Origin of the sequence: Pseudomonas sp. 2822-17, from assembly GCF_002742485.1 — a bacterium.
GTDB classification, from domain to species: Bacteria; Pseudomonadota; Gammaproteobacteria; order Pseudomonadales; family Pseudomonadaceae; genus Aquipseudomonas; species Aquipseudomonas cyclaminis.
On sequence record NZ_LJRZ01000738.1, the window covers coordinates 21,251 to 45,547 of the forward strand.

23 protein-coding genes, 1 pseudogene and 1 riboswitch are annotated in these 24,297 nt (G+C 52.6%); of the genes and pseudogenes, 15 read left to right on the forward strand and 9 right to left on the reverse strand.

All coding sequences use genetic code 11. The features are described from left to right. The first annotated feature begins 230 nt into the window (after window positions 1-230). The 3 genes from AOA60_RS24155 to AOA60_RS24165 are packed head-to-tail and all read left to right on the forward strand — an operon-like array spanning window position 231 to window position 3,440. A complete protein-coding gene (locus AOA60_RS24155) occupies window positions 231-1,376 on the forward strand; it encodes a cyclic GMP-AMP synthase DncV-like nucleotidyltransferase (RefSeq protein WP_099586464.1) in 1,146 nt (381 codons plus the stop codon). Window positions 1,377-1,380: 4 nt separating this feature from the next. After that, window positions 1,381-2,982 carry a ThiF family adenylyltransferase gene (locus tag AOA60_RS24160; RefSeq protein ID WP_099586465.1) on the forward strand — a complete coding sequence of 534 codons (1,602 nt, stop codon included), beginning with the start codon at window positions 1,381-1,383 and terminating at the stop codon, window positions 2,980-2,982. Beyond that, window positions 2,979-3,440 carry a Mov34/MPN/PAD-1 family protein gene (locus AOA60_RS24165; protein ID WP_306461051.1) on the forward strand — a complete coding sequence of 154 codons (462 nt, stop codon included), beginning with the start codon at window positions 2,979-2,981 and terminating at the stop codon, window positions 3,438-3,440. The genes AOA60_RS24160 and AOA60_RS24165 overlap by 4 nt, the downstream gene beginning before the upstream one ends. Window positions 3,441-3,459: 19 nt before the next feature. Here AOA60_RS24165 and AOA60_RS24170 read toward each other — a convergent pair whose 3' ends face one another. Next, window positions 3,460-3,771, reverse strand: a complete 312-nt coding sequence (locus AOA60_RS24170) for a DUF6555 family protein (RefSeq protein WP_099586467.1) — start codon at window positions 3,769-3,771, stop codon at window positions 3,460-3,462. 556 nt (window positions 3,772-4,327) lie between these two features. Here AOA60_RS24170 and AOA60_RS24175 point away from each other — a divergent pair. Genes AOA60_RS24175 through AOA60_RS24190 form a run of 4 tightly spaced genes read left to right on the forward strand, consistent with a single transcriptional unit; the run spans window position 4,328 to window position 9,168 of the window. Continuing rightward, window positions 4,328-5,764, forward strand: a complete 1,437-nt coding sequence (locus AOA60_RS24175; protein ID WP_099586468.1) for a hypothetical protein — start codon at window positions 4,328-4,330, stop codon at window positions 5,762-5,764. A gap of 11 nt (window positions 5,765-5,775) precedes the next feature. Then, window positions 5,776-6,585: a hypothetical protein gene (locus AOA60_RS24180; RefSeq protein ID WP_099586469.1), complete on the forward strand. Its 810-nt coding sequence runs from the start codon at window positions 5,776-5,778 to the stop codon at window positions 6,583-6,585. 1 nt (window position 6,586) lies between these two features. Beyond that, entirely contained in the window at window positions 6,587-8,125 is a 1,539-nt protein-coding gene (locus AOA60_RS24185) for a hypothetical protein (RefSeq protein ID WP_099586470.1), read from the forward strand. Then, complete coding sequence (locus AOA60_RS24190; protein ID WP_099586471.1) at window positions 8,125-9,168, forward strand: hypothetical protein; 1,044 nt, start codon at window positions 8,125-8,127, stop codon at window positions 9,166-9,168. Before AOA60_RS24185 ends, AOA60_RS24190 begins: the two co-directional genes overlap by 1 nt. 224 nt (window positions 9,169-9,392) lie before the next feature. Here the strand turns inward: AOA60_RS24190 and AOA60_RS24195 are convergent, their stop codons facing one another. Then, entirely contained in the window at window positions 9,393-9,875 is a 483-nt protein-coding gene (locus AOA60_RS24195) for a helix-turn-helix domain-containing protein (RefSeq protein WP_256592882.1), read from the reverse strand. Window positions 9,876-10,265: 390 nt separating this feature from the next. Between AOA60_RS24195 and AOA60_RS34045 the strand changes: the two genes are divergently transcribed. Next, window positions 10,266-10,514 carry a hypothetical protein gene (locus tag AOA60_RS34045; RefSeq protein WP_256592886.1) on the forward strand — a complete coding sequence of 83 codons (249 nt, stop codon included), beginning with the start codon at window positions 10,266-10,268 and terminating at the stop codon, window positions 10,512-10,514. A gap of 166 nt (window positions 10,515-10,680) precedes the next feature. Then, complete coding sequence (locus AOA60_RS24205; protein ID WP_099586474.1) at window positions 10,681-11,178, forward strand: hypothetical protein; 498 nt, start codon at window positions 10,681-10,683, stop codon at window positions 11,176-11,178. Window positions 11,179-11,420: 242 nt separating this feature from the next. On the opposite strand, the gene AOA60_RS33095 is transcribed toward AOA60_RS24205, so the two are convergent. Then, window positions 11,421-11,573 (reverse strand): hypothetical protein, encoded by a 153-nt coding sequence (locus AOA60_RS33095; RefSeq protein ID WP_178075417.1) that lies wholly within the window; start codon window positions 11,571-11,573, stop codon window positions 11,421-11,423. 287 nt (window positions 11,574-11,860) lie between these two features. On the opposite strand from AOA60_RS33095, the gene AOA60_RS24210 reads away from it, so the two are divergent. Further along, on the forward strand, window positions 11,861-12,319 hold the full coding sequence (locus AOA60_RS24210) for a hypothetical protein (RefSeq protein ID WP_099586475.1): 459 nt from the start codon (window positions 11,861-11,863) through the stop codon (window positions 12,317-12,319). 87 nt (window positions 12,320-12,406) lie between these two features. On the opposite strand, the gene AOA60_RS24215 is transcribed toward AOA60_RS24210, so the two are convergent. Then, window positions 12,407-13,375 (reverse strand): toll/interleukin-1 receptor domain-containing protein, encoded by a 969-nt coding sequence (locus tag AOA60_RS24215; RefSeq protein ID WP_099586476.1) that lies wholly within the window; start codon window positions 13,373-13,375, stop codon window positions 12,407-12,409. A 752-nt stretch (window positions 13,376-14,127) separates the two neighbouring features. Between AOA60_RS24215 and AOA60_RS24220 the strand changes: the two genes are divergently transcribed. Then, window positions 14,128-14,478, forward strand: coding sequence for a hypothetical protein (locus tag AOA60_RS24220; RefSeq protein ID WP_065926143.1), 351 nt, complete (start codon window positions 14,128-14,130; stop codon window positions 14,476-14,478). Window positions 14,479-14,856: 378 nt separating this feature from the next. Here the strand turns inward: AOA60_RS24220 and AOA60_RS32380 are convergent, their stop codons facing one another. Further along, window positions 14,857-15,168 (reverse strand): hypothetical protein, encoded by a 312-nt coding sequence (locus AOA60_RS32380; protein WP_143522557.1) that lies wholly within the window; start codon window positions 15,166-15,168, stop codon window positions 14,857-14,859. Between the two features lie 371 nt (window positions 15,169-15,539). Here AOA60_RS32380 and AOA60_RS24230 point away from each other — a divergent pair, with 371 nt between their 5' ends. The 3 genes from AOA60_RS24230 (at window position 15,540) to AOA60_RS24240 (ending at window position 19,094) form a co-directional block, all read left to right on the forward strand. Then, window positions 15,540-15,890, forward strand: a complete 351-nt coding sequence (locus AOA60_RS24230) for a hypothetical protein (protein ID WP_099586478.1) — start codon at window positions 15,540-15,542, stop codon at window positions 15,888-15,890. A 216-nt stretch (window positions 15,891-16,106) separates the two neighbouring features. Beyond that, window positions 16,107-17,174, forward strand: a complete 1,068-nt coding sequence (locus AOA60_RS24235; RefSeq protein ID WP_099586479.1) for an ArsO family NAD(P)H-dependent flavin-containing monooxygenase — start codon at window positions 16,107-16,109, stop codon at window positions 17,172-17,174. 291 nt (window positions 17,175-17,465) lie between these two features. Beyond that, the gene (locus tag AOA60_RS24240) at window positions 17,466-19,094 is read left to right on the forward strand and encodes a methyl-accepting chemotaxis protein (protein ID WP_099586480.1); all 1,629 of its coding nucleotides are present in this window, start codon (window positions 17,466-17,468) and stop codon (window positions 19,092-19,094) included. Between the two features lie 329 nt (window positions 19,095-19,423). Here the strand turns inward: AOA60_RS24240 and chrA are convergent, their stop codons facing one another. Continuing rightward, window positions 19,424-20,644 carry a chromate efflux transporter gene (gene chrA, locus AOA60_RS24245; protein ID WP_099586481.1) on the reverse strand — a complete coding sequence of 407 codons (1,221 nt, stop codon included), beginning with the start codon at window positions 20,642-20,644 and terminating at the stop codon, window positions 19,424-19,426. A 591-nt stretch (window positions 20,645-21,235) separates the two neighbouring features. Here chrA and AOA60_RS24255 point away from each other — a divergent pair. Continuing rightward, on the forward strand, window positions 21,236-22,723 hold the full coding sequence (locus AOA60_RS24255) for a SulP family inorganic anion transporter (protein ID WP_099586482.1): 1,488 nt from the start codon (window positions 21,236-21,238) through the stop codon (window positions 22,721-22,723). A 391-nt stretch (window positions 22,724-23,114) separates the two neighbouring features. Here the strand turns inward: AOA60_RS24255 and AOA60_RS34960 are convergent, their stop codons facing one another. The 3 genes and pseudogenes from AOA60_RS34960 to crcB form a co-directional block, all read right to left on the reverse strand. After that, on the reverse strand, window positions 23,115-23,369 hold the full coding sequence (locus tag AOA60_RS34960) for an SH3 domain-containing protein (protein WP_143522558.1): 255 nt from the start codon (window positions 23,367-23,369) through the stop codon (window positions 23,115-23,117). A gap of 67 nt (window positions 23,370-23,436) precedes the next feature. After that, window positions 23,437-23,694: pseudogene (locus AOA60_RS24265) on the reverse strand (inorganic diphosphatase); the annotation flags it as partial. 10 nt (window positions 23,695-23,704) lie between these two features. After that, a complete protein-coding gene (gene crcB, locus AOA60_RS24270; RefSeq protein WP_099586483.1) occupies window positions 23,705-24,088 on the reverse strand; it encodes a fluoride efflux transporter CrcB in 384 nt (127 codons plus the stop codon). A 138-nt stretch (window positions 24,089-24,226) separates the two neighbouring features. Then, a riboswitch (Fluoride riboswitch) is annotated at window positions 24,227-24,288 on the reverse strand. Window positions 24,289-24,297 lie beyond the last annotated feature (9 nt).

Consider the following 24,297-nt stretch of genomic DNA (forward strand, 5'->3'; position numbering starts at 1 on the left):
TTGTGATTTATTATCTGTGTTGCACTACATGTAGGGTGGTGGCATCATTGGATCCAAGCTGCGACCGCTTCGCTGTACTGCGCTAAGGATCGACGACCGCTGGAGGTTAGGTGGGCCGTGGGGCGGGTGTTGTTTTGCTTAGCGTGACGTCAGATCGACGCCGTGCACCCTGACAGCCTGTATTAGGCTTGTGATCATTGAAGGCCCTAACCGACAAAGGAGTGGCGTCCATGCCAAACCTGAGCCCGTTGCTCTACAGCTCCAAGGAGCACAGTACATTTTTGAAGAGACTGGATCTCGGCGATTCCGAGAAACAGAGTATTAACTCGGCCAGAGCAGATGTGCGAGACGCGTTGCGGAGGAAGCTTCCGAGAGCTCTTCGCGATCGTGGATATGAAGGCAAGGAGTGCAATCCCAAGTTCTTCATTCAAGGTTCTTGGGCTTACAAAACTCTGAACCGCCCTTGCCAAACCCCCCCTCAGCAGTCCGATGTCGATGACGGCGTTTACTTGCCGATGAGCATTGTGACGGAGGAGAACCGGCCCACGATGGCCATTAAGGATTTCCGGGCTGCCGTATCGGATGTTCTGAAGCCGCTGTGCGACGAAAAGGGCTGGGAGCTGTCTTCTAAAGTAACCTGCTTGCGCATCGAAATCTCGACCTTTGCCCATATTGATCTTCCGCTCTACGCCATCCCGGATGACCAGTACGTAATGATTGTAGAAAGCATGGAGGCGCGTAACCACTCAGTTATCAAGGCTCTTGCAACCGACTCGGAGCAGGACTGCTGGAAGAAGCTGCCCTCGGACAAGATCCTTCTCGCCTGCGAGGATAAGTGGATCATTTCCGACCCTTTGAAAATGAAGGAATGGTTCGAGCTGGAAGTCTCGGACAAAGAGGAGCAATTGCGTCGAGTGATTCGCTACATCAAAGCGTTTCGTGACAAGCAATGGGACAAGGGCGGCCCGAGTTCGATCTTGCTTATGGCCGCAGCATGCCCGCTCTTTCAGTTCTACCCCAAGAGGGATGACTTGGCGCTGTTCCACGTTGTGAAAGGCCTGCCAGATGCTTTGCGAAACGGCGTCAAAAGCCCGATCGATTCCAAGGTCTACCTTACTGATGCTCTGGGTGAGGAGGGCGTTACCGAGGCTGCTGAGAAATTTGAAACTTTCAGGATATACCTGGAGGCGTCGACTGCAGACAGCGCCAAGAAAGACATGGCCTGTCAGTGGATGTGCGCCATGTTGGGTGATCGATTCCCTAACCGTCCCGACCTTATACCCGACCAGCCCGCACAGCCGATGCCGGCGGTAATGGCCGCGACCCCTCCTGAGCGCGGCCCGTCTGAAATCGTCAAACGTACAAAAGCGGGGTAACGCGATGAGCGTGATCCCCGAACTCCTCGCAGCGCTGAAGCCTCTAGGGTTTGAGCGATGCGTGGAACAGCTAGGCACTTCCACATTGCTAGTTGAAGGTGTACTCGCAACGCGTTTCGGCGACGTACCGTGTTTGGCGTCGATCGACAGGTCTTTTCAGACATTCCCCATTGTGCAGTTGAGCCCGGTACCTGAGTGCTTGCGTCCAATCGCCCCACACGTGGGGGCGAATGGTTCGTTATGCTACATCGCAGAAGCGACAGCTGTGGTGGACATTTTCGACCCTGTCGGTCAGACACTGGCGGCATTCGAACAGGCTGCTCGTGTGCTTGATCAGATCATGGCAGGTGAGCGGGTAGACGATCTGGCAGAAGAGTTTTTTGCTTTTTGGCCTGGCGAAGCCTTGTATGTGGATGTGAGCTCACGTCAAACCGGCGAAGGAACTCTTCTAAAAGTAGGGAAAGCTTACGCGATCAGCGACCAGCCAAAACGCACCTTAGCCAAGCTGAAACATCGACCTGGCTCACACCGCGAACTGGATTTCGTTGTAAATCGGGTGACGACGAAAGCAGTACCAAGGCCAACGCCTGACGCTTGGCCACCTGAGACTGTTGAGCAATTACTGAATTGGCAAGGGCAGCTTGATGATGCCTGTCGGCGCAAAATTGAAGCACGTATCGTCAAGGCCTATCGCAAAAGGGCGGGTTCTGCGATCGTCGTCATCGATTCTCCCTCGATGCCATACGGATTTGCGATATTCGACCTGCAGAAGAACCGGCGAGGATTGTCGCGCGACCAGGGTCTGCCTATTTATGACCTACCCATCACTCGGTTATTCATGGTTCGTATCGACGACGCTTATGTGATTCAGCGCAACATTCCAGGTCAAACCACACTCGCAGGGAAACGCATCGCGATGGTGGGGTGCGGAACGATAGGCGGGTACCTCGCGGAGATGCTGGCCAAGGCCGGGGCAGGTTCACTAGGTGGGGAACTCATGCTAGTCGATAACCAAGGGCTCGAACCGGGAAATCTGGGTCGACACCGGTTGGGTATCGACAAGGCCTTCCTGCCCAAGGCCACCTCGATGGCAGATGAGATCAAGCGTGCTATGCCGGCCTCGAACGTACGGGCGATCACCCACGATGTCCGGGAGGTCAATCTTGAGGGGTTCGATCTGTTGATTGATGCCACAGGCGAGCAGTCATTGGGTCAGTGGCTTGCTGCTCATCACTCACAAACAAGTCCGCTACTACATGTGTGGATCGAAGGCGCAGGCATCGCCGTTCGATCGTACATCGGTAAACATACCTCTGAAGGCTGCTATCGCTGTCTTTGTGACTACGAGAATTGGGGCGATTTCCAAGCGGTTGAAGGTGGCGTAGAACCGCTCTTTGCCGGCCAAGGTTGCGAGGGGCCTTACGTTCCGTTCTCCGCATCGGTATCCATGCAGGCTGCTGCCCTGGGCTTCGATGCTGCCATGGCGTGGGTCGGTGGTAACCACTGGCCTGGCTTGTCCACGCGGGTGTTGAGCAGAGAGCACGAAGGTGTCACTGCTGACTGCACGATACTCAAGCGACCAGGGTGTCCAGCATGCGGTTCATGAGTACCTGGCGAAGGCCAGAAGATGAGCAATTTGTTTACTTCAGCCAAAGTGTTTTGGAAACTTTCGAGCGCCATATTCAGAGCGACGATGGAACCGAGGCCGGGGGCATTCTTCTTGGGCATGTGCGGGGAAAGCATCTTGAAGTGTTGGAAGCCAGCGAGCCGACTCGCCAGGATCGCCGCCTGCGCTATTTCTTCGAGCGGATGATTCATGGTCACAAGAGTTTGGCGGACAGACGCTGGCAGGAGACCAATGGATTGGTGAGGTATATCGGGGAGTGGCACACTCATCCTCAAGAGGTGCCGAGCCCTTCACGCATCGACCTTGACGAATGGGAGATTCTGGCGAAGGGCCGCACTGATCGGCGTCCGTTGCTGGCTGTTGTGGTCGGGCGGCAGAATCTCCATGTTGAGTTGATGTACGCGGGCGGTGGGCGGCAGCAGTTTCTCCATCGATGATACCAGTCGATTCGACCGTCTAATCCCGCTTTAGAGGCTTTCCAATGCTATCCAGCTCGCGCTGATTTCGAGCAGCTGGCCCATAGGCTTCCTCCCACGCTGGGGCAGCGGCCTCTCGCCATTTCAACTCCGTTACCCCCAAGCGCTCTGCATGAGGTTTCGACACGACCTTCAATGGAGGCCTTCCAAGGTTGGGGATCGGCGCTAATCCGGCGTCGTAGCTTACCCACTGCCACGCGTCGAGATTGCGCATCTCTTTTGCACGAATGATGAATGACTTCTGCTCCCCGTGGAGCTTGTATTCGATGACAAAAATATCAGTTTGGATCATTAGCTCCTCCTTATGCTCATAGTCAAATGAGTAGTGCTGGAAGGAAAAAATCCAACGATTTTTTTAAGCGACTTGCTGAGTGACGTTCGGCATGAATTAGCCAGCTATTCACGCCCATCCTTGGCTGATAGCAGCTGTATAGGACAGTTGAGTAGAAGGGGCAGTGTTGTCCTAATAGGCATGGGGCTGGAGGTTTCGCGCAACTGAACGTGTTGGTCAAGGAATGTTGATATGTCTTGTCGAATAACCGATTTCTACACCCTTAACGACCGTTCCTCTTGGACGGCAGTAAAAGAAATTGATGCAAGTAGCGCCCCTGCGAGCAGCTCTTTATTTGCAGCCATCAGTCGACAATGTCCGTTTTGCACTTGCCACTCGGAACCGCTGAGGTCATCATTTCGATATCATGATGGCTACTTGCTGGCCTCATGCGTTACGGACAACGAGCGCAACCGAATCCCCCCTCTGAAAACACGAAACGGCGGCCTGCTGCTCGCTTCGCTTGCTCGGTGGAATGTGAAGCGACGTTAAAAATAAATGAGTATGGATATTTTCGATGCGTTTTCTTAAAAAAGTCCTCGCAGCCATTGTCGCTTTTTTTTCACGACAAGAAACAGAGGCTAGCGAGCCCCTCATTCCCAAAATCGACCCTGAAAAGCTGAAGAAGAAACTCGATCTTCAGAGGATCGCTAAGGAAAACGGTGCCAAAGGGATTCCCGCACATAGTGCCACTCAGTTGACTCATGCTGAGCATGCTGTCCGGGGAGAGCTCGGAAGGATGCGCGAGCAGACTGTAAAGTACGGTGAGCAGCGCATTAAACAGATCCAAAATCGTCTTGACTCCATCGATATTACGGTGAACATGAACCGCGCGATTGAGCTGGGGAATGAGTTTGTGCGCTCATCTGATCATCACCTCACTCGTGAGGAAGGGCGTATGACAAGTTTCGCCACCGATGTGAAGACGAAGTTTCAAATTTTGACAGCCTTTCGTAAAGAGCATCGGTTATTAGACATCTCTGCGAAAAACCCAAGCGGCGCCTATATTTTCCTGCAAGTCTTGATCGTCATCGCATGCTGCGTCGCAGAAGGTGCGCTCAATGCGACGTTTTTTGGCTCTGGTCTTGAGGGGGGACTGCTCAGCGGTTTCTCGATGGCCTTCGCTCTCTCTTTTTTCAACGTTCTCATCTGCTTCTTGTGCGGTTTTGTATTTCGCTACAAGAACCACGTCATAGCTGCTTTTCGATTCTGGGGGTGGGTGTCCTTTTCATTTGCCGCGACCGTGACGCTGGCGCTCGCGATATTGATTTCCGCTGTTCGTCATGTGCTAAGCGTAAGTGAAGATGGCTCCCAAAATCCGTTGCCACTGGCCGTTCAGAATGTTCTGTCAGGTACATTTCCCATCCAAGACTTAGAATCCCTGGTTCTGTTTTTCGGGACACTCCTCTTTGGAGTTGTCGGCTTATGGAAGGGTTACCGGCTACTTGATAGTTACCCAGGATATGCACCCGTCTGGAAGCAATATTCTGAAGCCCATCATGTTTATATCGAGCTCGTTGACGAGTTGCGTAGCAGGCTAGAAGTTGAGAAAACCGACGTTTTGCAGAAAATTGACAACGCCGTACAGGGGGCCGAAAAAGAGATCAACGCGTTTAGATACAACATGAGTCAGAAGGCAATCGTGAAAAAGCAGGTTGCTGAAACTTTGGTTATGGCTGACGAAACGTTGCAGAGCCTGACCAGGTTTTATCAGAACGAAAATATGATGGCGCGTCCATCAGGCAGCCCTGCGCCCGAGTACTTTGATCAGCCAGTCGTGTTTGGTGAGCTTGAGATGCCAGATTTCGATGTCTCGCGTGACGAGATAAAACTCGAAGAGCAAGAGAGCCTGCTGGGCAGGATGGTGGCCCAGGTCGAGCCGATGAGAGGAAAGATACAAGCCTCGTTCAATCAGCAAAATATCCAGCTTCAACCATTGCAAGATTTGGTGTAAGGAAATTAGTTATGTCGGTTTACGCCAAACGCAAGAGTAACGCTGGGACGTGGATTTTGGCTGTAGTGATCCTCATTGCGCTATCGGCTGGAGCATGGGCCTACGTTAATTTCAAGCTCGCGCAAGACACTATGGACAAGGTTACCCTGTGTCCGACCAAGGGCCCAAAGGGCCATGTCGTTGTGTTGATTGATAACACCTCTCCTTTTCCGTTCACTCAGAAGGCTGCTCTCACCCAGCGCCTCAAAAGCATGATTGCGACGGACATTCCTGAGGGTTATCTGCTGTCCGTTTTTCTGCTCGGGGAGAAATTTGAGCAAAATGAAAAGCCGATTTTTGAACGCTGCAACCCGGGACAGTGGAAAGACCGCAGTCAGTTAACAGCGACCAAGAAATTTGTAGATCGAGATTTTAACGAAAAATTTGAGAGTCCGTTGCACGAGGTTGTACGCAAAATTCCCCTCGACCAACACAGCAAGCTTTCCCCGATTTTTCAGATGCTTCAGTTGGTGGGAATCAATGGCTTTTCACATGCGAACGTAGATGGCGATCGCAAGCTCATCATCTACTCGGACATGCTCGCGAACATGCCTGATTTTTCGATGTACAAAGGCGCTCTGATGTCTTTTGGAGAGTTCGCCAAAACGCCATATGGTCGAAATGCGCAGGCACCAGGATTGAAAGGGGCGGTGGTGACGATCAACCTACTTGCCAACGAACATAAAACCGCTCAAACCAATCGCCTCGGAGATTTCTGGGCGAATTACTTCGATGCCAACGAAGCGTCGGTGGACGGAATCAGCTCCATGGAGGGACTTTAAATTGGACGTTCAGAAGCTGGTGCAGCGAGTTCAAACGTATTTTTTCATCGCGTTCGTACTCAAGGTTTTACTCGCTTCAGCGAGCTTTGCACTCAAAGAGCCGTTCTGGCTTGGATTCATAATCCCGCTGGTAGTGATGGTCGGTTATTGGGTAGTGGGTTTTCACGTCAGAGAAAAGTGGAATACTCAACTCACCCTCGCCAAATTTGCAGACTCGGTTTACTACCTCGGGTTTCTATTCACCGTCGTCAGCATCATCATCTGCCTGCTCGACATCGAGTCGATGGGTGACAACCTGTATGGCATGGCCATGCGTTTCGGCGCAGCCATGTGCAGTACTGCTTTGGGTATGCTTGCCCGAGTGATGCACACAGGCTTTAAAGTCGATACCAACGATGCGGTCAAGAGTGTCGAGGAGCGCGCAGTACGCTCAGCTGAAGAGCTGACCATGGCTTTTGACGCTTCGAGCCAACAGCTTGCCGTCTTCAGAGACCAAGTGATGGCAGCTTCCAAGGAAGCAGTGCAGAGCGTTCATGAGCAAATTACGGCTATCGCTCAACACAGCACTAATTCCATGGATGCTTTTTTCAGCAACGCGACCGTTCAAAGCAACCAAGCTTTTGAGCGCATGCTTAGCCAGGCCAGCGAGGCCAGCGAGCAGATGCTCGACACCATCGCTGGGCTTTCTGAGAAGAGCGCGCTTACGCTAACGCTTATGGAGGGTCACGCGCTCGATTTTGGCAAGAAAGCGGGCGAGCGGCTGGAGCACACTGTTTTCCCGGATAATTTGTTCACTCAAAAACTCAATCCCGCGATAACCACGCTATCCGGCGCTACGGATGGCCTCAACGAGGACATCTCCGCGCTAGCCCTGGATGTCAAAACGTCTGCTCGTATGGTCGGCACTGCAATCCGCAGTCTGAATACCAAAACGCAGACTATCGGCGACGCCGTTGTAGCAGTCGGCTCGATCGTCGAAAGCCAAGACCGACTAATCGAATCGATGAAGTCTCAGAGTCATGACGTCATGGAGCGAGTCGAACGCGTTCAGAAAGAGTATCTGGACTCCTTGGACGATCAACGGGAGGAATTCATGGCCGACATGAAAGCCAGCCAGCAGGTGTTCTCTCAAATCGTTCAGAAAATCGATGAGCTGCGCCTCAGTGTAACGGATAACAGAGCTGTAGAAGGGGTTGCGCGTGAAGTGGCGGAGTCTCTAAAAACCATCGGTGAAACCGGCATGAAAAATGTCGAGACACTTGCTGACTCCATGCAGACGAACCTGGCTCCCCTAGTCGATGCAGTTGTAGCCAGCAACGAAGTGCAAAGAACGCTCGTTAGCCACATTGAGCTCAGTACTCAACAATTGGGAGCGGCTCAATCTCAAATGCTTGATGAGCTAAGAAGCGCGATTGAGCAGGGCGCCAATCCGGTGTCTCTTCCAGGCGTGATCAATGAGGTAGCCCATTTCTCTAGCGGCGAAAATGTGGTCGATTCAACGCGTACCAGTGATGGCGTGGCTGACGTGAGAACTGCTTGATGAGTTCTAAAAATGATCAGGTTTTCCAGCTATCGCTCACCGAAATATGGATCATCCTTTGCTTCATCCTATTGCTGCTCATGGGGTACAAGGTTTGGCAACTTACCCAGAAAAACGACGAGATGGCGGGCAAGCTCGCCAGCGTGCAGAGTCTTGATGAGCGCGAACTGGCAATCAAGGCTGCGACTGATGATCTCAGAGCACGGCTGAAATCCATAGGAATGAAGAATCCTGACGAAATCATTTCAAAGCTCATCGACGCGTCCAAAGCCAAAGAAGAGGCTGGCCGGCTGAAGGTGTTGCTGACTCAAAAAGATGAGCAACTCTCAACGATGGTTGCTATCGACAAGGCGTTGCAAGAAGCGAGCGGTGGTTCTAAAGGAGAGGAGGCCAAGCGGTTGGTTCTTGAGACAATGATGTCTTTTGAGCAGCTCAAAAAATTGGTGGCTGACCCCGATGGAGGTGTTCGGCCCACTGACGTCGTTAAGCGAGTTGCAGCTCTTCAAGAGACCGAGCAATCACTGAAGTCCGCCATGGGGCGGAAAGGTGACCTGACGGCAGAGCAAATTTCAGAAGTGGTGAAAAATGCTGACGCCTTCGCATTGGCAGAAAAGCAAGGTGTCAACCCTGCGACGTTGCAGAAAACAAATAGCGATTTGAAGGGGCAGGTTCAGTTCCTCCAAAACAAGCTCAACAAAGGCAAAGGCGGCGATCTCCCGCCTTGCTGGGCTAATGAGGCGGGCAAAGCAGAAATGTTCCTCACAGTATTTCTGAAAGATGACTCCATTAGCTTCGAGCCGGCCTGGCCATCGACGCGGACAGCAGACGCGGAAGCGCTGCCAAACTTCACTGCACTTATGGCCAAAACGACGCGTTCCTATGAAGACTTTCTTCAAGCAGCACGTCCAATCTCTGACCTGGCCAACCAGCGGGAATGCAAATTTTACGTGCGACTGGCAAGCCAGATCGATGGTGCTGTGTTGTCCGACCGACGTCGACTGATGATTGAGACCTTGTTTTACAAGGTGGAAGTCAGACGCTAGGCCTACATCTTTTGCCACGGTGATTGTGAAGAGTCGGTCTGACCTTACTGATTGGGAGTAGAGCGCAAGCACCGGTGCCGGCACAGGTGATCGACAAGGGCATCCCCACTGCCGGCTTGCTGGCCCACGTGATAGTGGCCATGTTCGCAGACCATATTCCGTTGTAACGGTCGCTTACTCCTTAGACTTGGCATGCCCTAGCATGCTGCAAGCTTCACTCTGACTCAGCCTTCAGCTGGCACCGACCGCTCCCAAAGAAACCCCACGGTTGACCGACTTATCCCGAGCCGCCTAGCGGTCTCTGCCTTGCTCAAGCCAATCTCTTTGCACTCCAGCACTTTTTTCAGCTTGACCAGGTTCACTGGTCGAGCGGCAGGCCGCTTCACTAGATCAATTCCAGCAAGATGCGCGGCAATATCGTCGTCGCTGACGCGTTTTTGTAGCGCCTTCAGCTCCTCTGCGGCCTCTGCGAGCAAAGCCGAGGAGGGGGTCTTATCCCGTGTCGAGAGAATCAGTGCCATGAAAGCCAAAGGGCTCATGCCGAGAGCCTCGGCAAGCTCTACGAATTTATCAATGGTGGGGCTGCTTTCGGCGTTCTCGATTTTGCTCAGGTATGTGCGCGATGCAGCATGGGCAAGGTTTTCCTGAGTGAAGCCTAGATTTCCTCGAACTGCTCGAACGACCGCTGCCAGTGCTGGCTTCAACAAGATGATGTCCTCAAAAGAGAGGATGTAGCCATGTTGTCGTGTACAGTTACACGTTATATGATGTATAAAACTGTACTGGTTGCTGTCAGTGATCTCGCTTGCACTGGCCGGCGCGCCAATCAGCGGCGTGTAAGGGCACTGCGGGCTCAGCATGCACAGCCTTGGGTATGGTTTTGCGTACGCAGCGTGGCTACGGTTGGAGGCTCACTCAATTCTTCCAATTATTTACTAAATCGCACCGCGTACAGCGAGCCTACTGGAAGAGGAGGCGGTGTAATCGCTCGTCGTTCGTAATAGTTTTATCAATTGTCGAGAATCAAGCAGATGTCTAATTGTGATTGGGTGCCAGACCGCCGGGTGGTCGAGGAGCGTCAGGGCGCCCTCCAAGGTATGCCCCCAGAGGTCATCCGGGCACAGCACGTCGACTGGGCGGTCGTTGTCGATGCTTATCTTTTCAATGCTGCAAGGGTAGGGGAGCGATACGTCGCGCTTGTCTACAGCGACCAATCGGGAGTCTCTGAAAACGGTATGACAGTTGCGACGCATCCTGTGCGATGCGTCGACGAGAGGGATGGCTTCAAGCTGGTTCGTACTGTCGGAGGAGATCACTACGTGATCACAAGCGAGCACCACTGTTGAAAGTCTACAGGCCCAGATGATCTGTAGCGCCGAGCCGGATGAAGAAAAGGACAATTAACCTCAACTTCATTTCCACGTTTACCGCATGAACGACGCCATCAGGCAGCGTTCGATGGATCTTTAGATAGCCGCGCCTGTAGAGAACCAATGCGCATAAGGATGAAAAATGGCTGACCTCGAAAAAATAACAGTGACAATAAAAAATTATGACGTCCAAGCGCAAGGCGATCTTGATGCTCTTTACAGTCGCGTGAGACTTGAAGATGAAAAAGGAGAGACCTTCTATTTTAAGCAGGTGGTTGTTCCGAAATACCTGAAAATTCATGGTGCGATGGCGACCGAGATTCCACGAACCTGGTATTTCAAAAGAACCTCCAAAAAGTCCATTGTGGTGCTAGCGTTTGAAAACAAAAACGGAAAAGTCGAATACGATTTGGATGACATCCGCTTGATCGCTAGGTCGACAGTATTGAAAGGCGTGGTGTTCTCGCTCGGTTCAATTCCTGCGGCCATTATCGCTGCTACGGCCACATTCGGCCTTGGTCTGGTGATCATGCCAATGGGCCTCTGGTACGGATACAGGAACATTTTCAAGCTTCCTGCAATGCTGAGTCGCAAAACACTCCTTAGCGATTTTGCGAAGCACGGAATCAACGTTCGTTAATTTCCGCCAATGTCGTTTGGACATGCGTTTCGGCTGCGGTAGTCGAGAGGCCGCTAACTTATGAAGCTGACTCCCTACCTCCCGTCCGACCTTCGCTTGGGTGGCGTAGCTGGACTAGCAATCCATGGATAAGGCTAACTGACACTGCGCCGCACCAACTCAACTAACCATGAGTACTTACGTGCTCGCAGGGCGTCGTGATGAGTGATATCTGGCTACGAGAACGAGAGCGAAGGAAGGCGCTATGGCAGCTCGCTGAACTGGTACCAGGCGATCAAAGCGCACGGGCGATCCTGGAACGATTGGATGAGCTTGAACGACTTGATCATGAAGTTCCATTGAGCGCCTGCCATCTCGACCACGCTGACCTGGTTCGGCTGCCTAGGGAGGCTCATCCTGTTGGGTGCTGGATTATTCGGAACGCAGATATCCCAGAACCTTGGAAATCCCGCTTTGCGGTGGCTCTGGGGCCCGCAGCTCGTGTGGAGGCAGGATTCTACTGGCATGATTGGACTGATTTTCTAGAGGCTTGGGAGCGCGAAGTCGCGCACGTGGAACAACATCGATCGGCACTCGATGACGAATAACAGCAATTTACCCGAATGCCCACGATGTTGCTCCAGTGGCTCAGAGTGGTCTCTTGAACGTGGGAAGCAGGGAATTAGTCCGCAGGAGGAGAATGATGGAGCAGCACGTAAGAACGCTGGGCCGTGACAACCTGTCAGAACTCGAATCTGTTGAACGACTAGTAGCGTCAATCGGGCCAGCGGCGTTCGAGGCCGATGTACGTTTTTTATCGAGCCTGCACACCGTCGATACCGAGTCAGCTATCCAATCGATCAACCGCCTCACCCATCCCTCCCTAATCGGGATGAGCGAGACCCCCTTCCGAATTTTCCAACGGCTGTGTGACGAACTGGTGTTACGAGCGCCGGCGTTGCTTCAACGCCCAAGTTACCGTTGCAGAAATGGTGATACTACTGCAGTCCCTTTCGAGCTCTGGTTGGCTATCGTCCGGCATGCCCGAGAGTTTTTTGACCCAGCGGGGTTGGATGCGGATTTTTTGGTCACGAGGATGCGCGAGGGACATTCGAGCAAGGAGGCCTTCGATGCCCTTATTGCTTCGAAGCGCCTCAAGTGATGGCAGACATCGACACCAGGCGATGAGCATCCGATGCGCGTCCCGCCTCCACTCCATCACTAAGTATCTTTGGTTGATCAGGAAGGATCATCTCCCGCGCTGTAATGGCGTGATGACGATTCCCCAGAGCGCCTCCGCAGCACCTTCTTGAGACAGCTTCTGGTCGTGTCCGGAATAGTGGGACATGCCCAGAGTTTTCAAGTACAGGGCTTGATCATCTGCATTTACCGAAAGGGATTCGTTGTAGCTATTGCCCGCGAACGTATCGCCTTGGCTGTAGTAAATCCCGGCACCCATCTGACCTCCTGTAAACACCGTCCCCCTAGCAACATCCCGTCCGTCCTTGTAGATGACCGCAGAAAAGCGATTGGCGTCGACTCGACGATACACGCCCTCATAGCCAGGATTACGGGCTTGAAGCTCTTGCAGGGAGTTCTCGAAGTAGCGTGCGATGTACTCGAAGGTGTCCAGCAAGAACTGATCTTTGTCCCGCTGGGTGAAGCTTTTTGCAACTCGAAGGTTACTCGACCGGGGGGTAGTGGTCGCTGACTGGGAGGGGGGCTGTGGAGGAGCCGGTGCCGCGCGCGAGATTTGCGATGCAGGACTGGGCATATCCTGGCGGCATCGTTCTGCAGCCTTGCGTACCGCTTGCGCTACTTGCAGGAAAGCTACATCACGGTCAGGCCAAAGGGTGACGGGCTTACCATCCTCGGGCGTAGCAAGCAGCTTGCCGAACGGAGCATGGTGCCAATCACACGCGCGCAAAATCACAGGAATGACGATCGCTTCATTTGCCGAGTGGCGCTCCATAGCGCGAGTCATCTCGATGTTGTAGCAATAATCTGAGGCGATGAAGTCCGGGCTAACCAGGAGAAGGACGATTTCGTCACTGTTAATGTGGTTGTCGATGGCTGAATCGATTTCTTGACCTGCGCCGATCCTGCGGTCGTGCCAGGTGTCGATAACGCCTTGGCGCTTGAGCATCGATAGCTGCTTTTCCAGCTGATCACGGAGCGCTTCATCGGCATGGCAGTATGAAAAAAATACGCTTGGCAAGATCAACACTCCATGGGTTTTTGATGGCTTTAGATCTTAGGGTCTGTCCTCTGCCGAAGTACAGACATTAGCCGCAGAGACGTGCGGGACTACCGGCACGCAAATGGGCCAATTACTTTCCTCCCAACCCTGGCCCGAGTTGATAGTGCGATGGCCCCGAGCACACGCAGTCGGGGATCGGTAGCGAGCGGGCTTGATGGTGGAGCTCGGTCAACTGCTGAGTATTGATCACCACGCGGTATATGAAGGCTGATTTGGGCTTTGGTCTTTGGTTTTTCCGGCCCTTGCAGGTCTTGCCAGCAGGCAAGGCAAGGGGCTGGCCGGGGGATCGTCATTTCTGCCAAAAGACGTTGCTTATGCTTTCATTACAAAACACTTCGCAATCGCGCAAATTTTTTAGCCGGGGTAAGTCTGTCTGGAAACTTTCGCGTGTCAGGCAAAGTGCAGGTTGCTGTGCGATTCACGATGCGTAGATCTACTTAGTTCTGGTTATCGATGTATTGGGCGGGCTTCATGGTCACTTCAGTGCGTTAGCTTCGAGTAGCGCTTCCTTAAGAGCTGCGAGGGCGTACTCCAAACGCCGGTCTTCCCGAGGATCACCGCTTGCAGGCATGTGCGACTGACAGTGATGTAGGAGGGCCTCTAAATCGTTCTGGTTAAGATCGAATTCGATTTTCATCAGCTTGCTCTGAGAAAGTGAAGGGCGACCAGCTGTGGGCTGGGAACGGCGCAATATAATAAATGAGGTTAACGTGCAGGATGAGGTAGTAAAGTTGCTCTGGGAACAGTCTTGGCAGGTCTTCGGCAAGTCTCTGAGCAAGGTGTTGGGTGAGGCCTTGGCTAGCTATAAGCGCAGCGCCGGGTTCGATGAGATGCAGCGCCTGTACCCGAGTGCAGTAGGTGACGAGGCTTTTCAGGTTTTAAGGCAAGCGCTAATGCGCCAGTGGCCCCACGGCCATGGTCAGAGCTCGCACGCTTATGTTGAATTGCGTGGTCGCCTCAGAGAGCACGTCGAACAGTACCTGCTCCGCCGCCTCGTCCTAGGCAATCAAGTCGTGCCGGCGCTCCGAGACGTCCTGTTTGCTGCTGATTTGGGCGTGTGAAAGGTGGAAATTTTGCACCTCACTTAGCGTTGAGTTGGCTGACGACACCCGCTCGCGCACTTGGTCATAAGTGTCCAGTTGACGCTGACACTCAACAACCGTCGGATTTGGCCGGGCGGATTGGGGCATGGCAGCCATTTCCTGGTCTCGTCGGAGCGCGGTACAACGCCTCAAATATGCCCCCATCAATCCCCCAGTCATCGCAGTTTGCTGCTCACGGTACCGTTTAGCTAAGGCAACTGTTCACTATCCGGTGTGAGGCTCGGCACTTGAACGTGATCCGCCTTGGTCGTATCCATTTGAAGTCATCCTCGATAGTTCGGATCGGTGAGTTTCTCGGACGGTGCCAGACAAAAGTTCATTAATGCGACAAAAGATTCAAATTTGCGACAACTTATTCACCCCCCCCTCTTGAAAATTTTTAACCGAGACGGAGTTCTTATATTTGAGAGCAAAAGAATTTTCTACGGTGCCGACGCCACTGATGGTGCTCGGATAAGACACGGTGTGACGGTCGATCTTTTCGCTTTTGATCTTAGAGCTTTTTAAGGCTTCAATTGCCTTGCCGATAGGCGAGGCGAGGCCTGGTAGGGGAGATCGTCTTTTTGGCCGTAAGGCCGCTGCTTTTGCTTTTGAGTTCAAAAGAAACAAACGTAAACCAATTTTTTGAGTGGGGTAACTGCGCCTCAAAATGCCCCCATGTCAGACAACCTACGGCGACGCTGGAATTGCAGCGCTATTTTGCCTAGTACACGCGGGTGTCGCTGGCTTTGGTTGTGAACATATTTATCCGCATAATGATGATCCTCGGATCACCGAGTTGCATCGGCTGCCACCAATGCCTGCTCCAACGCCTCCAGCGCACTCTGCAATCGTTGATCTTCACGAGCATCGCTAGAGGTTGGTCTGTGAGTCTGACAGTGGCGTAAAAGGGCCTCCAGGTCGTTCTGATTCAGGTCAAATTCGATGTGCCTGCTCAGGCTCGATTTCAGGGTTGTCAAATGTCTTACCGTGTTCCGGTGGGCACGCTGTAGTTGTGTGGTAGCAGTGAGGTTTTGTGCTTGGATAGTGATGTAGAAACGCTGGTGTGGAAAAGGGCGTCGCAGGTCTACGCGGATTCGCTGAGTTTGATTCTGAGTAAGGCCTTGCTGGGTTACAAGCGCACTTCTGGATTCGATGATTTGACCCGGCTTCACGAGGCAACGCTTGGCGGCGAGACAATGATGATCTTGAGGCACGCCATAAAGCTTCGCTGGCCTGCCAGCGATGTGGGGTATTCAGATCCGTATGTTGAGCTCCGATCCCGCCTTCGATCATACCTCACGCAATATTTGCTGCGTAAGCTCGTTTTTGATCATGAGGACACGCCTGCTTTGAGAGATGCCTTTTTTGCAGGGGATCTTGGTATGTGAATAACGGCGTCGGTCAGCATCGATCTGATGCTAATCACGCCCGATGTTGTGAATGCGCGAGGAGTCGTCACGGTAAGTAAACGTGCATTTGCGCAAGGTGATCAGACTTCTGCCGCAAGAGCAGCGCGGTAGCTTCGTCAAAGAAGACGGACAAGTCGTGATTGATGAGAATGGCCGCAGGGTATAAACCGATGTAAAGCAGATGGGCCTAGAGAGATGCTGGTGAATCAAAACTCGAAATTTGATGTAGTGGTCATTGGCGGTGGCCAATCCGCACTCACCGTAGCCTATTTTTTGAGGCGTACAGGCCTTTCCTACGTATTACTCGACGCCGAGTCAGCACCTGGAGGGGCCTGGCGGCATGGGTGGGATTCTCTCCGACTATTCTCGCCGTCTGCTTGGAGCTCAATTGCCGGCTGGCCCATGTCAGCAGTACCCGGGGGGACTCCTGGGCGGGACGATGTTGTCGACTATCTGACTCAGTACGAACGCCGATATGACTTCCCCATCATCCGTTCCACGCGGGTGACCCATGTCGAGAACATCGAAGGCGGGTTGCGCGTTTTTTCCGGGGATACTTTCTGGGATGCCAAATCGGTCATCAGTGCAACAGGCACGTGGAACAGCCCGGTTATTCCAACCTATCCAGGGCAGGCGCTTTTCGAGGGGCAGCAGATCCATTCCGCCCAATACGTTGGGCCGAGTGAGTTCGAGGGGAAGACCGTGCTGGTCGTTGGCGGTGGTAACTCGGGTGCTCAGATTTACGCCGAAGTTTCGAAGGTGGCTCATGCAACTTGGGTGACTCAGCAACCGCCAAAGTATCTTCCAGATGAGGTCGATGGCCGCGTCCTGTTCGAGAGGGCCACTGCTAGATTGAAGGCGCAACAAGAAGGGATGGAGCCCCAACAGCCCGTTGGAGGGCTGGGAGACATTGTGATGGTGCCACCGGTAAAGGAAGCTCGCGAACGCGGCGTGCTGAACACGGTGCGGCCATTGACGCACTTCACCTCAACAGGTGCTGTGTGGCCGTCGGGGGCCGAGACGAAAATTGATGCTGTCATCTGGTGTACTGGATTTTCTCCAGCGCTCAACCACCTGAGCAATCTGAGTATCGTAGGTCAGGACGGCAAGGTAGCCGTAACCGAAAATCGAAGTGTTGATTCATCCGGTCTTTGGCTGGTGGGCTACGGCGATTGGACAGGGCTCGCCTCAGCTACATTGATTGGAGTGACCCGCACAGCTCGGGATGTAGTCAAGCAAGTGCAAAACTATCTCGATAATTAATGGCTGGCGCGCCCATATGCAATGCGAATATAAATACTTTGCAAAGTGTTTTCTGCATTACAAGTAGCTTGACCCGCGTTCACTAGGCATCTCCATAACCCCATAACAACCATTACCTGAATCTTATTTCACTCTAGACTTCGGAACAAAGCCTCAGCAGTCACATCTAGCAACACAATATAGAAGATAAAACTCCAGACTTTTCGGGCTACATTACATTACTCGACGAACGGTACTTAAGCACGCGTGGCGAGTGACGACATAGCTGACAATTCAAACGAGGCTCTCATTATGATACTACGCAAGCTAAACCTTGCTCCACGCTCAGCTCTGTGCTTTGGCTTCTTTTGCCTGATGATTATTGCGCTAGGGATCATCGCCCTAAAGCAGGCGTCAAGCTTGAAGGACTCTGAAAGCTTCGTTGAAACGAATGTGGTACCCAGCATATCCATACTTGGTGTAATTGACAGAGAGTTCGTAAGCATCAGGGGTAGCAACGCAAGGTTGCGCAATCCTGTAGAGCCCGAAAGCCGAAAAACTCAAGCTTTAGAAGAATTGAAGAAGGCTAGAGTTAATATCCAGAGTTCGCTGTCGAATTTGCATCCGCTAATCGTAACCCCGATGGGCAAGCAGAAAATTGATGAGCTTTCAAAAAGCCTTACAAAATATCAAGTGGTACAAGATCAATACTTGTCTCTAATTTCTTCGGGTAATTTAGATGAGGCAGTCAAGCTCTCCAATGAGTCAATGAAACAATCTGCTGACGCTGTTGAGAGCGATATCAAAGGAATAATAGATGTTAACAACAATAAAGCTAAACGTGCCGGGGAGGAGGCGAGTCAAACCTATGAACAAGCTAAATTGATCGTTGGTAGTTTTATATTGACCAGTACATTGGCCGCTATTGCACTAGCTCTGATGTACACCCGAAGTATTACCAGCCCAATCAGTCAATCACTAGCCATTGCCGAGCGCATTGCTAAAAACGATCTCACTGGAGTTATTGAAGCTCAAGGGCACGATGAGGTGGCCAGGCTTATGCGGGCTTTAAGCGTAATGCAGCACGGTCTACGAAATACCCTTTCTTTGATATCTGATTCCTCCAACCAGTTGGCGTCGACTTCTGAAGAAATGCACGCTGTCACCGAAGACGCAAATAAAGGCATGCTGCGTCAAAATAACGAAGTCGAAATGGCAGCAACTGCCGTCACTGAGATGAGTGCAGCGGTAGAAGAGGTAGCTAGAAATGCCTCGCAAGCCTCTGAAGCAGCTAATCGATCCAACTCCGCCGCGTTGGCTGGTCGTGCACGTGTTGATGAAACCGTGCAGGCCATCAGCATAATGGTCGCAAGTGTTGAGGATGCCTCCCAAGAGGTACAAGGGCTCGCAGTAATGGCCACCGACATCAGCAAAGTTTTGGATGTGATACGCGCTATCGCCGAACAGACCAATCTTCTTGCGTTGAATGCGGCTATCGAAGCCGCTCGTGCCGGTGAGGCGGGTCGAGGCTTCGCAGTAGTCGCTGATGAAGTCCGAGCTTTAGCTCATCGTACTCAGCAATCAACCAGTGAAATTGAGCAGATGATCAGCTCAATTCAGAAAGGCACTGGATCTGCCGTATCTGCAATGACTCACACGAACACCCAGGCCCAGAAAACGCTAGACACTGCTCATGGCGCCGGTTCCGCGTTGGTGGAGATTACCGAATCTATCGACAATATTACTGAGCGCAACGTCCTGATTGCGACCGCATCGGAAGAGCAGGCTCAGGTTGCAAGGGAGGTAGATCGCAGCCTGGTGAGTATCCGTGATCTTTCAAATCAAGCGGCAGAAGGGTCAAGTCAGACAGCTATTGCAACGTCCGAACTCACAAAACTAGCGGTCGAATTGAACAGGCTAGTCAAGCAATTTCAAATGTAGTGCTAGCCCTCCTTACTGGATGGTTGCATGTATAAACTATCAATTTTTATCAGGCAGTTCGCAACTCTCAAGTGGAATTTAAGTGCTCCGGGCCTGCGGAGCACCGGTAGCTCGACTCTTTGATATCCGCCAGGGGATTGCCATTCTGGTGTAGTAAAACGTATCTAGGATTGATGAGCAGGCTGAGTTGGAGGATCGCTGGAATCACTCACGCAGAGAGCTACTGTGTGTCGCAATCGGCGTCTTATTGAACGCGGTCGTACAAATTGCGTGCACAGCAATTTCTGAGAATCAGAGCCCCGCGCATTCCAGATATCTGTTAGCCGACCTCAAAATACACTGCCAAGTAAACATCCGAGGAGACCACCCCCCAAGACGACCAACCATGGAGGAACCTTCCAGAACATCAAGGCCACAAGAGCTATCAGCGCCAAGCCAAAGTCTGTAGGAGTCAATATGGCGCTCGTCCAGACAGGGTTATACAAGGCAGCCAGGAGAAGACCCACAACTGCTGCGTTTACGCCTGAAAGCGCAGCTTGGGCGCGTAAGCTTTTCCGCAGTTGCTCCCAGAATGGCAACACGCCGATTACGAGCAGGAAAGAAGGAGCAAAAATTGCCAGGACGCACGCGGTAGCCCCGAGCCAACCAGAAGGTTGCGCATTCATGGACGCGCCAAGAAATGCTGCGAAGGTAAAAAGCGGGCCCGGTACGGCCTGTGCTAAACCATAGCCGGTAAGAAACGTGTCATTGGCTACCCATCCGTTCGGTACGGTAGCTGACTGAAGCAACGGCAGCACAACGTGCCCACCTCCGAAAACTAACGACCCAGTACGGAAAAAGACGTTTACCACAGCTAATGCTTGAGAGGGCCACACTTGAACCAGCAGTGGCAGGCCAGCTAACAGGCCGAAGAACAGCAGCAAAAACACCACACCGACTTTCCTGCTCACCGATATCGGCAAAGACTCCGTAGTTTGGCTCTGATGGGTTTTGAAGAGCATCAATCCTATGACGGCACCGAAGAAAATCACGCCAATCTGCCCCCAAGCATGCGGCCAAAGCAGTGCAGCATAGGCAGCAAACACTGCGACGGTTATTCGAGGGGCATCAGTGCAAAGACTACGGCCCATTCCCCAGACGGCTTGAGCAACGACAGCCACCGCGACAATTTTAAGACCATGTAAAAGACCGCTCGGAAGCGCCCCTCCCCACGAGGACATACCCTGAGCGAATAAAACCAGGATTATTGCCGAAGGCAATGTGAAGCCTGCCCACGCAGCTACTGCTCCAGGAACCCCAGCACGAGATAGTCCTAAACCTATTCCAACCTGGCTACTGGCGGGCCCCGGCAAGAACTGGCACAGAGCAATCAAATCCCCATAGCTACGCTCGCTCAGCCATTGGCGTCGAGCGACAAATTCTTCGCGAAAGTAAGCTAGATGTGCAATCGGGCCTCCGAAGGAGGTGAGCCCTAGGCGCAGAAACACCAGAAAAACCACCCAAGGGGAGTCAGTCGTGACGGCCTTTACACTACCTTCGGCTGACAATATTCATCACTCCCAAAATGATTGCTGCACAAAACCAAATACTTTGGAGCAAACGGTATATAGGCTAAACGATGGCCTTCCTTAGGCATACGCGGCTAGCCCTGCGAGTGGATCAGAACTTAGTTTCATAATGATGTACCAACCTCAGCGAAAATCAGTTCGAGCTCTAAGCGGGCCTCGCGAGATGCTTACGACTTTCACCATTGTCACTCGTAACGGAGCCGTACCTGCAAATTAGACTTTGCTCAGAAACCTACTCTTCAGCTACCTCTCTTTCAGCATCAAATGCTCTTGGAACTTGACACTGAGTCGCGATCAAGGGTGGATTTGCTGTATACTGCAAGCGCTGCATACCCTTGAGCTACAGGAACACCAGCATGACTGTACTCCAAACGATCTACTGGCAGCCTACGCCGCCTTAGCGCTACGCCCCCTCGCAACAACTTGCTTCCGCTAGCCTCGCTCGCGGATGCGCATCGCTGTACGCCTGGTTTTACACCTTAAGCACACAGCTAAAAATCCTCAAAATTTGAATTTGTATCGATTCGCTCGCCATTCCCTTTGCGTGCGCGATGCTTTGCATTGGATATTTCTATGCTGCAAAAACTTAGACAAACGTGGTTTTCCAACGTCCGTGCCGACGTGCTCGCGGGGCTGGTGGTTGCACTCGCGCTGATCCCGGAAGCCATTGCCTTTTCCATCATCGCCGGGGTAGATCCCAAAGTTGGTCTCTACGCCTCCTTCTGTATCTGTGCCGTTATCGTCTTTGTCGGCGGGCGCCCCGGAATGATCTCGGCGGCGACAGGCGCCATGGCACTGCTGATGGTTACGCTGGTAAAAGAGCACGGACTCCAGTACCTGCTGGCCGCGACTCTACTATGCGGCGTACTTCAAATCCTTGCTGGCTACCTGGAGCTTGGCTCGTTGATGCGCTTTGTTTCACGCTCGGTAGTCACCGGCTTCGTAAACGCATTGGCGATTCTGATTTTTATGGCGCAATTGCCTGAGCTGACCAATGTCACCTGGCACGTCTGTGCCATGACCGCTGCGGGCCTGGGAATCATCTACCTGTTTCCGTATGTGCCGAAAATCGGCAAGCTGATTCCCTCTCCATTGGTGTGCATTCTGACGCTGACTGCCATCGCCATTCACCTCGGTTTGGATATCCGCACCGTCGGTGACATGGGCCAACTGCCTGATACGCTTCCGATCTTCCTCTGGCCTGAAGTTCCGCTGAATTTTGAAACCCTTCGCATCATTTTCCCGTACTCGGCTGCGTTGGCAGTAGTGGGTCTACTCGAATCAATGATGACCGCGACCATCGTCGACGACCTTACCGATACCACCAGCAACAAAAACCGCGAGTGCAAAGGCCAGGGTGTGGCCAACATCGCAGCCGGCATTCTTGGCGGCATGGCAGGTTGCGCCATGATCGGCCAGTCGATCATCAACGTGAAATCTGGTGGCCGCACCCGTCTCTCGACATTGTGTGCCGGCGTTTTCCTGCTGCTGATGGTGGTATTTCTTGGCGAATGGCTCTCCAAAATCCCTATGGCGGCACTCGTGGCTGTGATGATCATGGTGTCCATCGGCACCTTTAGCTGGGATTCTTTGCGTAATCTGAAAGAGCATCCGCTGTCGACCAACCTCGTCATGGTGGCGACCGTCGTGGTCGTCGTGGCCACTCACAACCTGGCCTACGGCGTACTGGTAGGTGTGCTGCTGGCTTCGCTGTTCTTTGCCAATAAGGTCGGGCACTACCTAGATATCAAGAGCACTCTGGAAGAGACGAAATCGCATCGGACTTACCACGTAATGGGCCAGGTGTTCTTTAGCTCTGCGGACAAGTTCACTGAGGTTTTTGACTTCAAGGAAGTGCTCAACAAGGTCACCATAGATCTCAAACAGGCGCATTTCTGGGATATCACCGCCGTCGCAGCGCTGGATAAGGTCGTGATCAAGTTCCGACGCGAAGGTGCTGAAGTTGAGGTGCACGGTATCAATGAAGCCAGCGCAACAATCGTTGACCGCTTCGGCGTTCACGACAAACCCGGTGCCATCGACAAGCTCATGAGCCATTGAGAAAACCAGCATGAATGGGAACTTACAAGCTTCGTCTGTGCGTTGCAGAGTGCTCCTGTTCAGTACCGCCCCTTTGTAACAGCTCTAGGTTGAGACGTTGGCACTCACCCTCAGCCTCAACTCGCGTCTGATAGGTTGTCTTCAGGCGCAACTTTTCCTCGTTGTCATAAATGTTGAAGCCTATAGGCGCGGTTTCGCAGAAAAAGCGCGTTCCGTTGCGCATTGACCCCGTCTTCGTGGGGGCTGCAGGAACGACAACAAATCTCGAAATCATTTCCAAACCCTCTTCAAACTCCCTTTTACTAATAGCGGCGGAAAGCCACCACAGCAAACAATCCACCTGAGTTTCCGATGAGAAGCAGGGCTCAGTGATGATAATCTTGTCGGGGAATCAGTTGGTATTGCTGCTGTGGGTGGCAGCTTGCGGCGGGCCGGCAGCTTCGCGCAGATACGTGCCGTCAACCCAGCCAGTGAGCTTCTGTTTCAGGCCTGCTTCGATTCGGCACCAACGACTGGATCCAGCCAGTTTGCATCCCAGGTTGCGAACCCTGTCGCCAATCAATAGCGTGCCGACGATCTGTTTGCATGCACCGGGTTCGCTGCGTATGTTGAGAGTTTCGCCGCTTGAAGGTTGGCGACGTCCCAATAATCAGGGCCACCAGCAAATGACGGATCGACACCATAAAAACCGTAGTAGACGATTGTTTTGGGATATGGGCAGCCACTGATTTGCGAATTTCCTCCCTAGCCTCATCTGCGCTCCCCCAACGGCTCATCTTCACCCACTTGCCTGGCTCCAATGCCTTGCAGTTTTCGAAAAAGTGCTGGATCTGTGCGAAGAGTAACGCAGGGAGGTCTGAGCACTCCTTTACGTCGCTGTACATCGAGCTAAGTTTTTCATGAGGGACTGCGATCACCTTGGTATACCGACGGTTTTGTTGAGTGAAGAAAACGACCATAAAGCCTTTCATTTCTATCTCCTCAGCGAGTACCAATTATTTGGTAGGACAGAAGCCCGAAAGCGGTCATCGCTAACGAACCTACGACGTGCAACGAAATTGAACCGAGCGCCCAGAGCAGTCTGCCTTCCTGGATTAGGACAACCGTTTCGGCTGAAAAGGTGGAGAAGGTGGTAAGCCCACCACAGAAACCCGTGATGATTAGGAGACGCCACTCTGGGCTTAGTGCCGGAGATGCGGCCAAGAAGGCGATGGCCAAGCCGATGATGTAACCCCCCACCATGTTCGCGACCACAGTGCCTGGAGGAATCGTTGGGAACAGAGCATTCAGCTTCATCCCCAAGAGCCAACGCAACCAGGCTCCAAGTGAAGCGCCAACAGCAATGACGATTAATGACTTCAGCACGGAGAGTCCTCCTCATCAGATCTGAGTGGACTAACTGGCAAGCGGCTCGCGCTGAAACAAAAGGGTAAATCGAAGGGTAAGATCATAGCCTGTCCTAAATTAGAGGACAGGGAGACACACCTACGCACCCTGTCCAGGGTTCACGTAGGCATCATCAGCACAAAGGCGGTTAAAGGAGGAATGCCATCTCCTTTCTTCATCCTATAGCA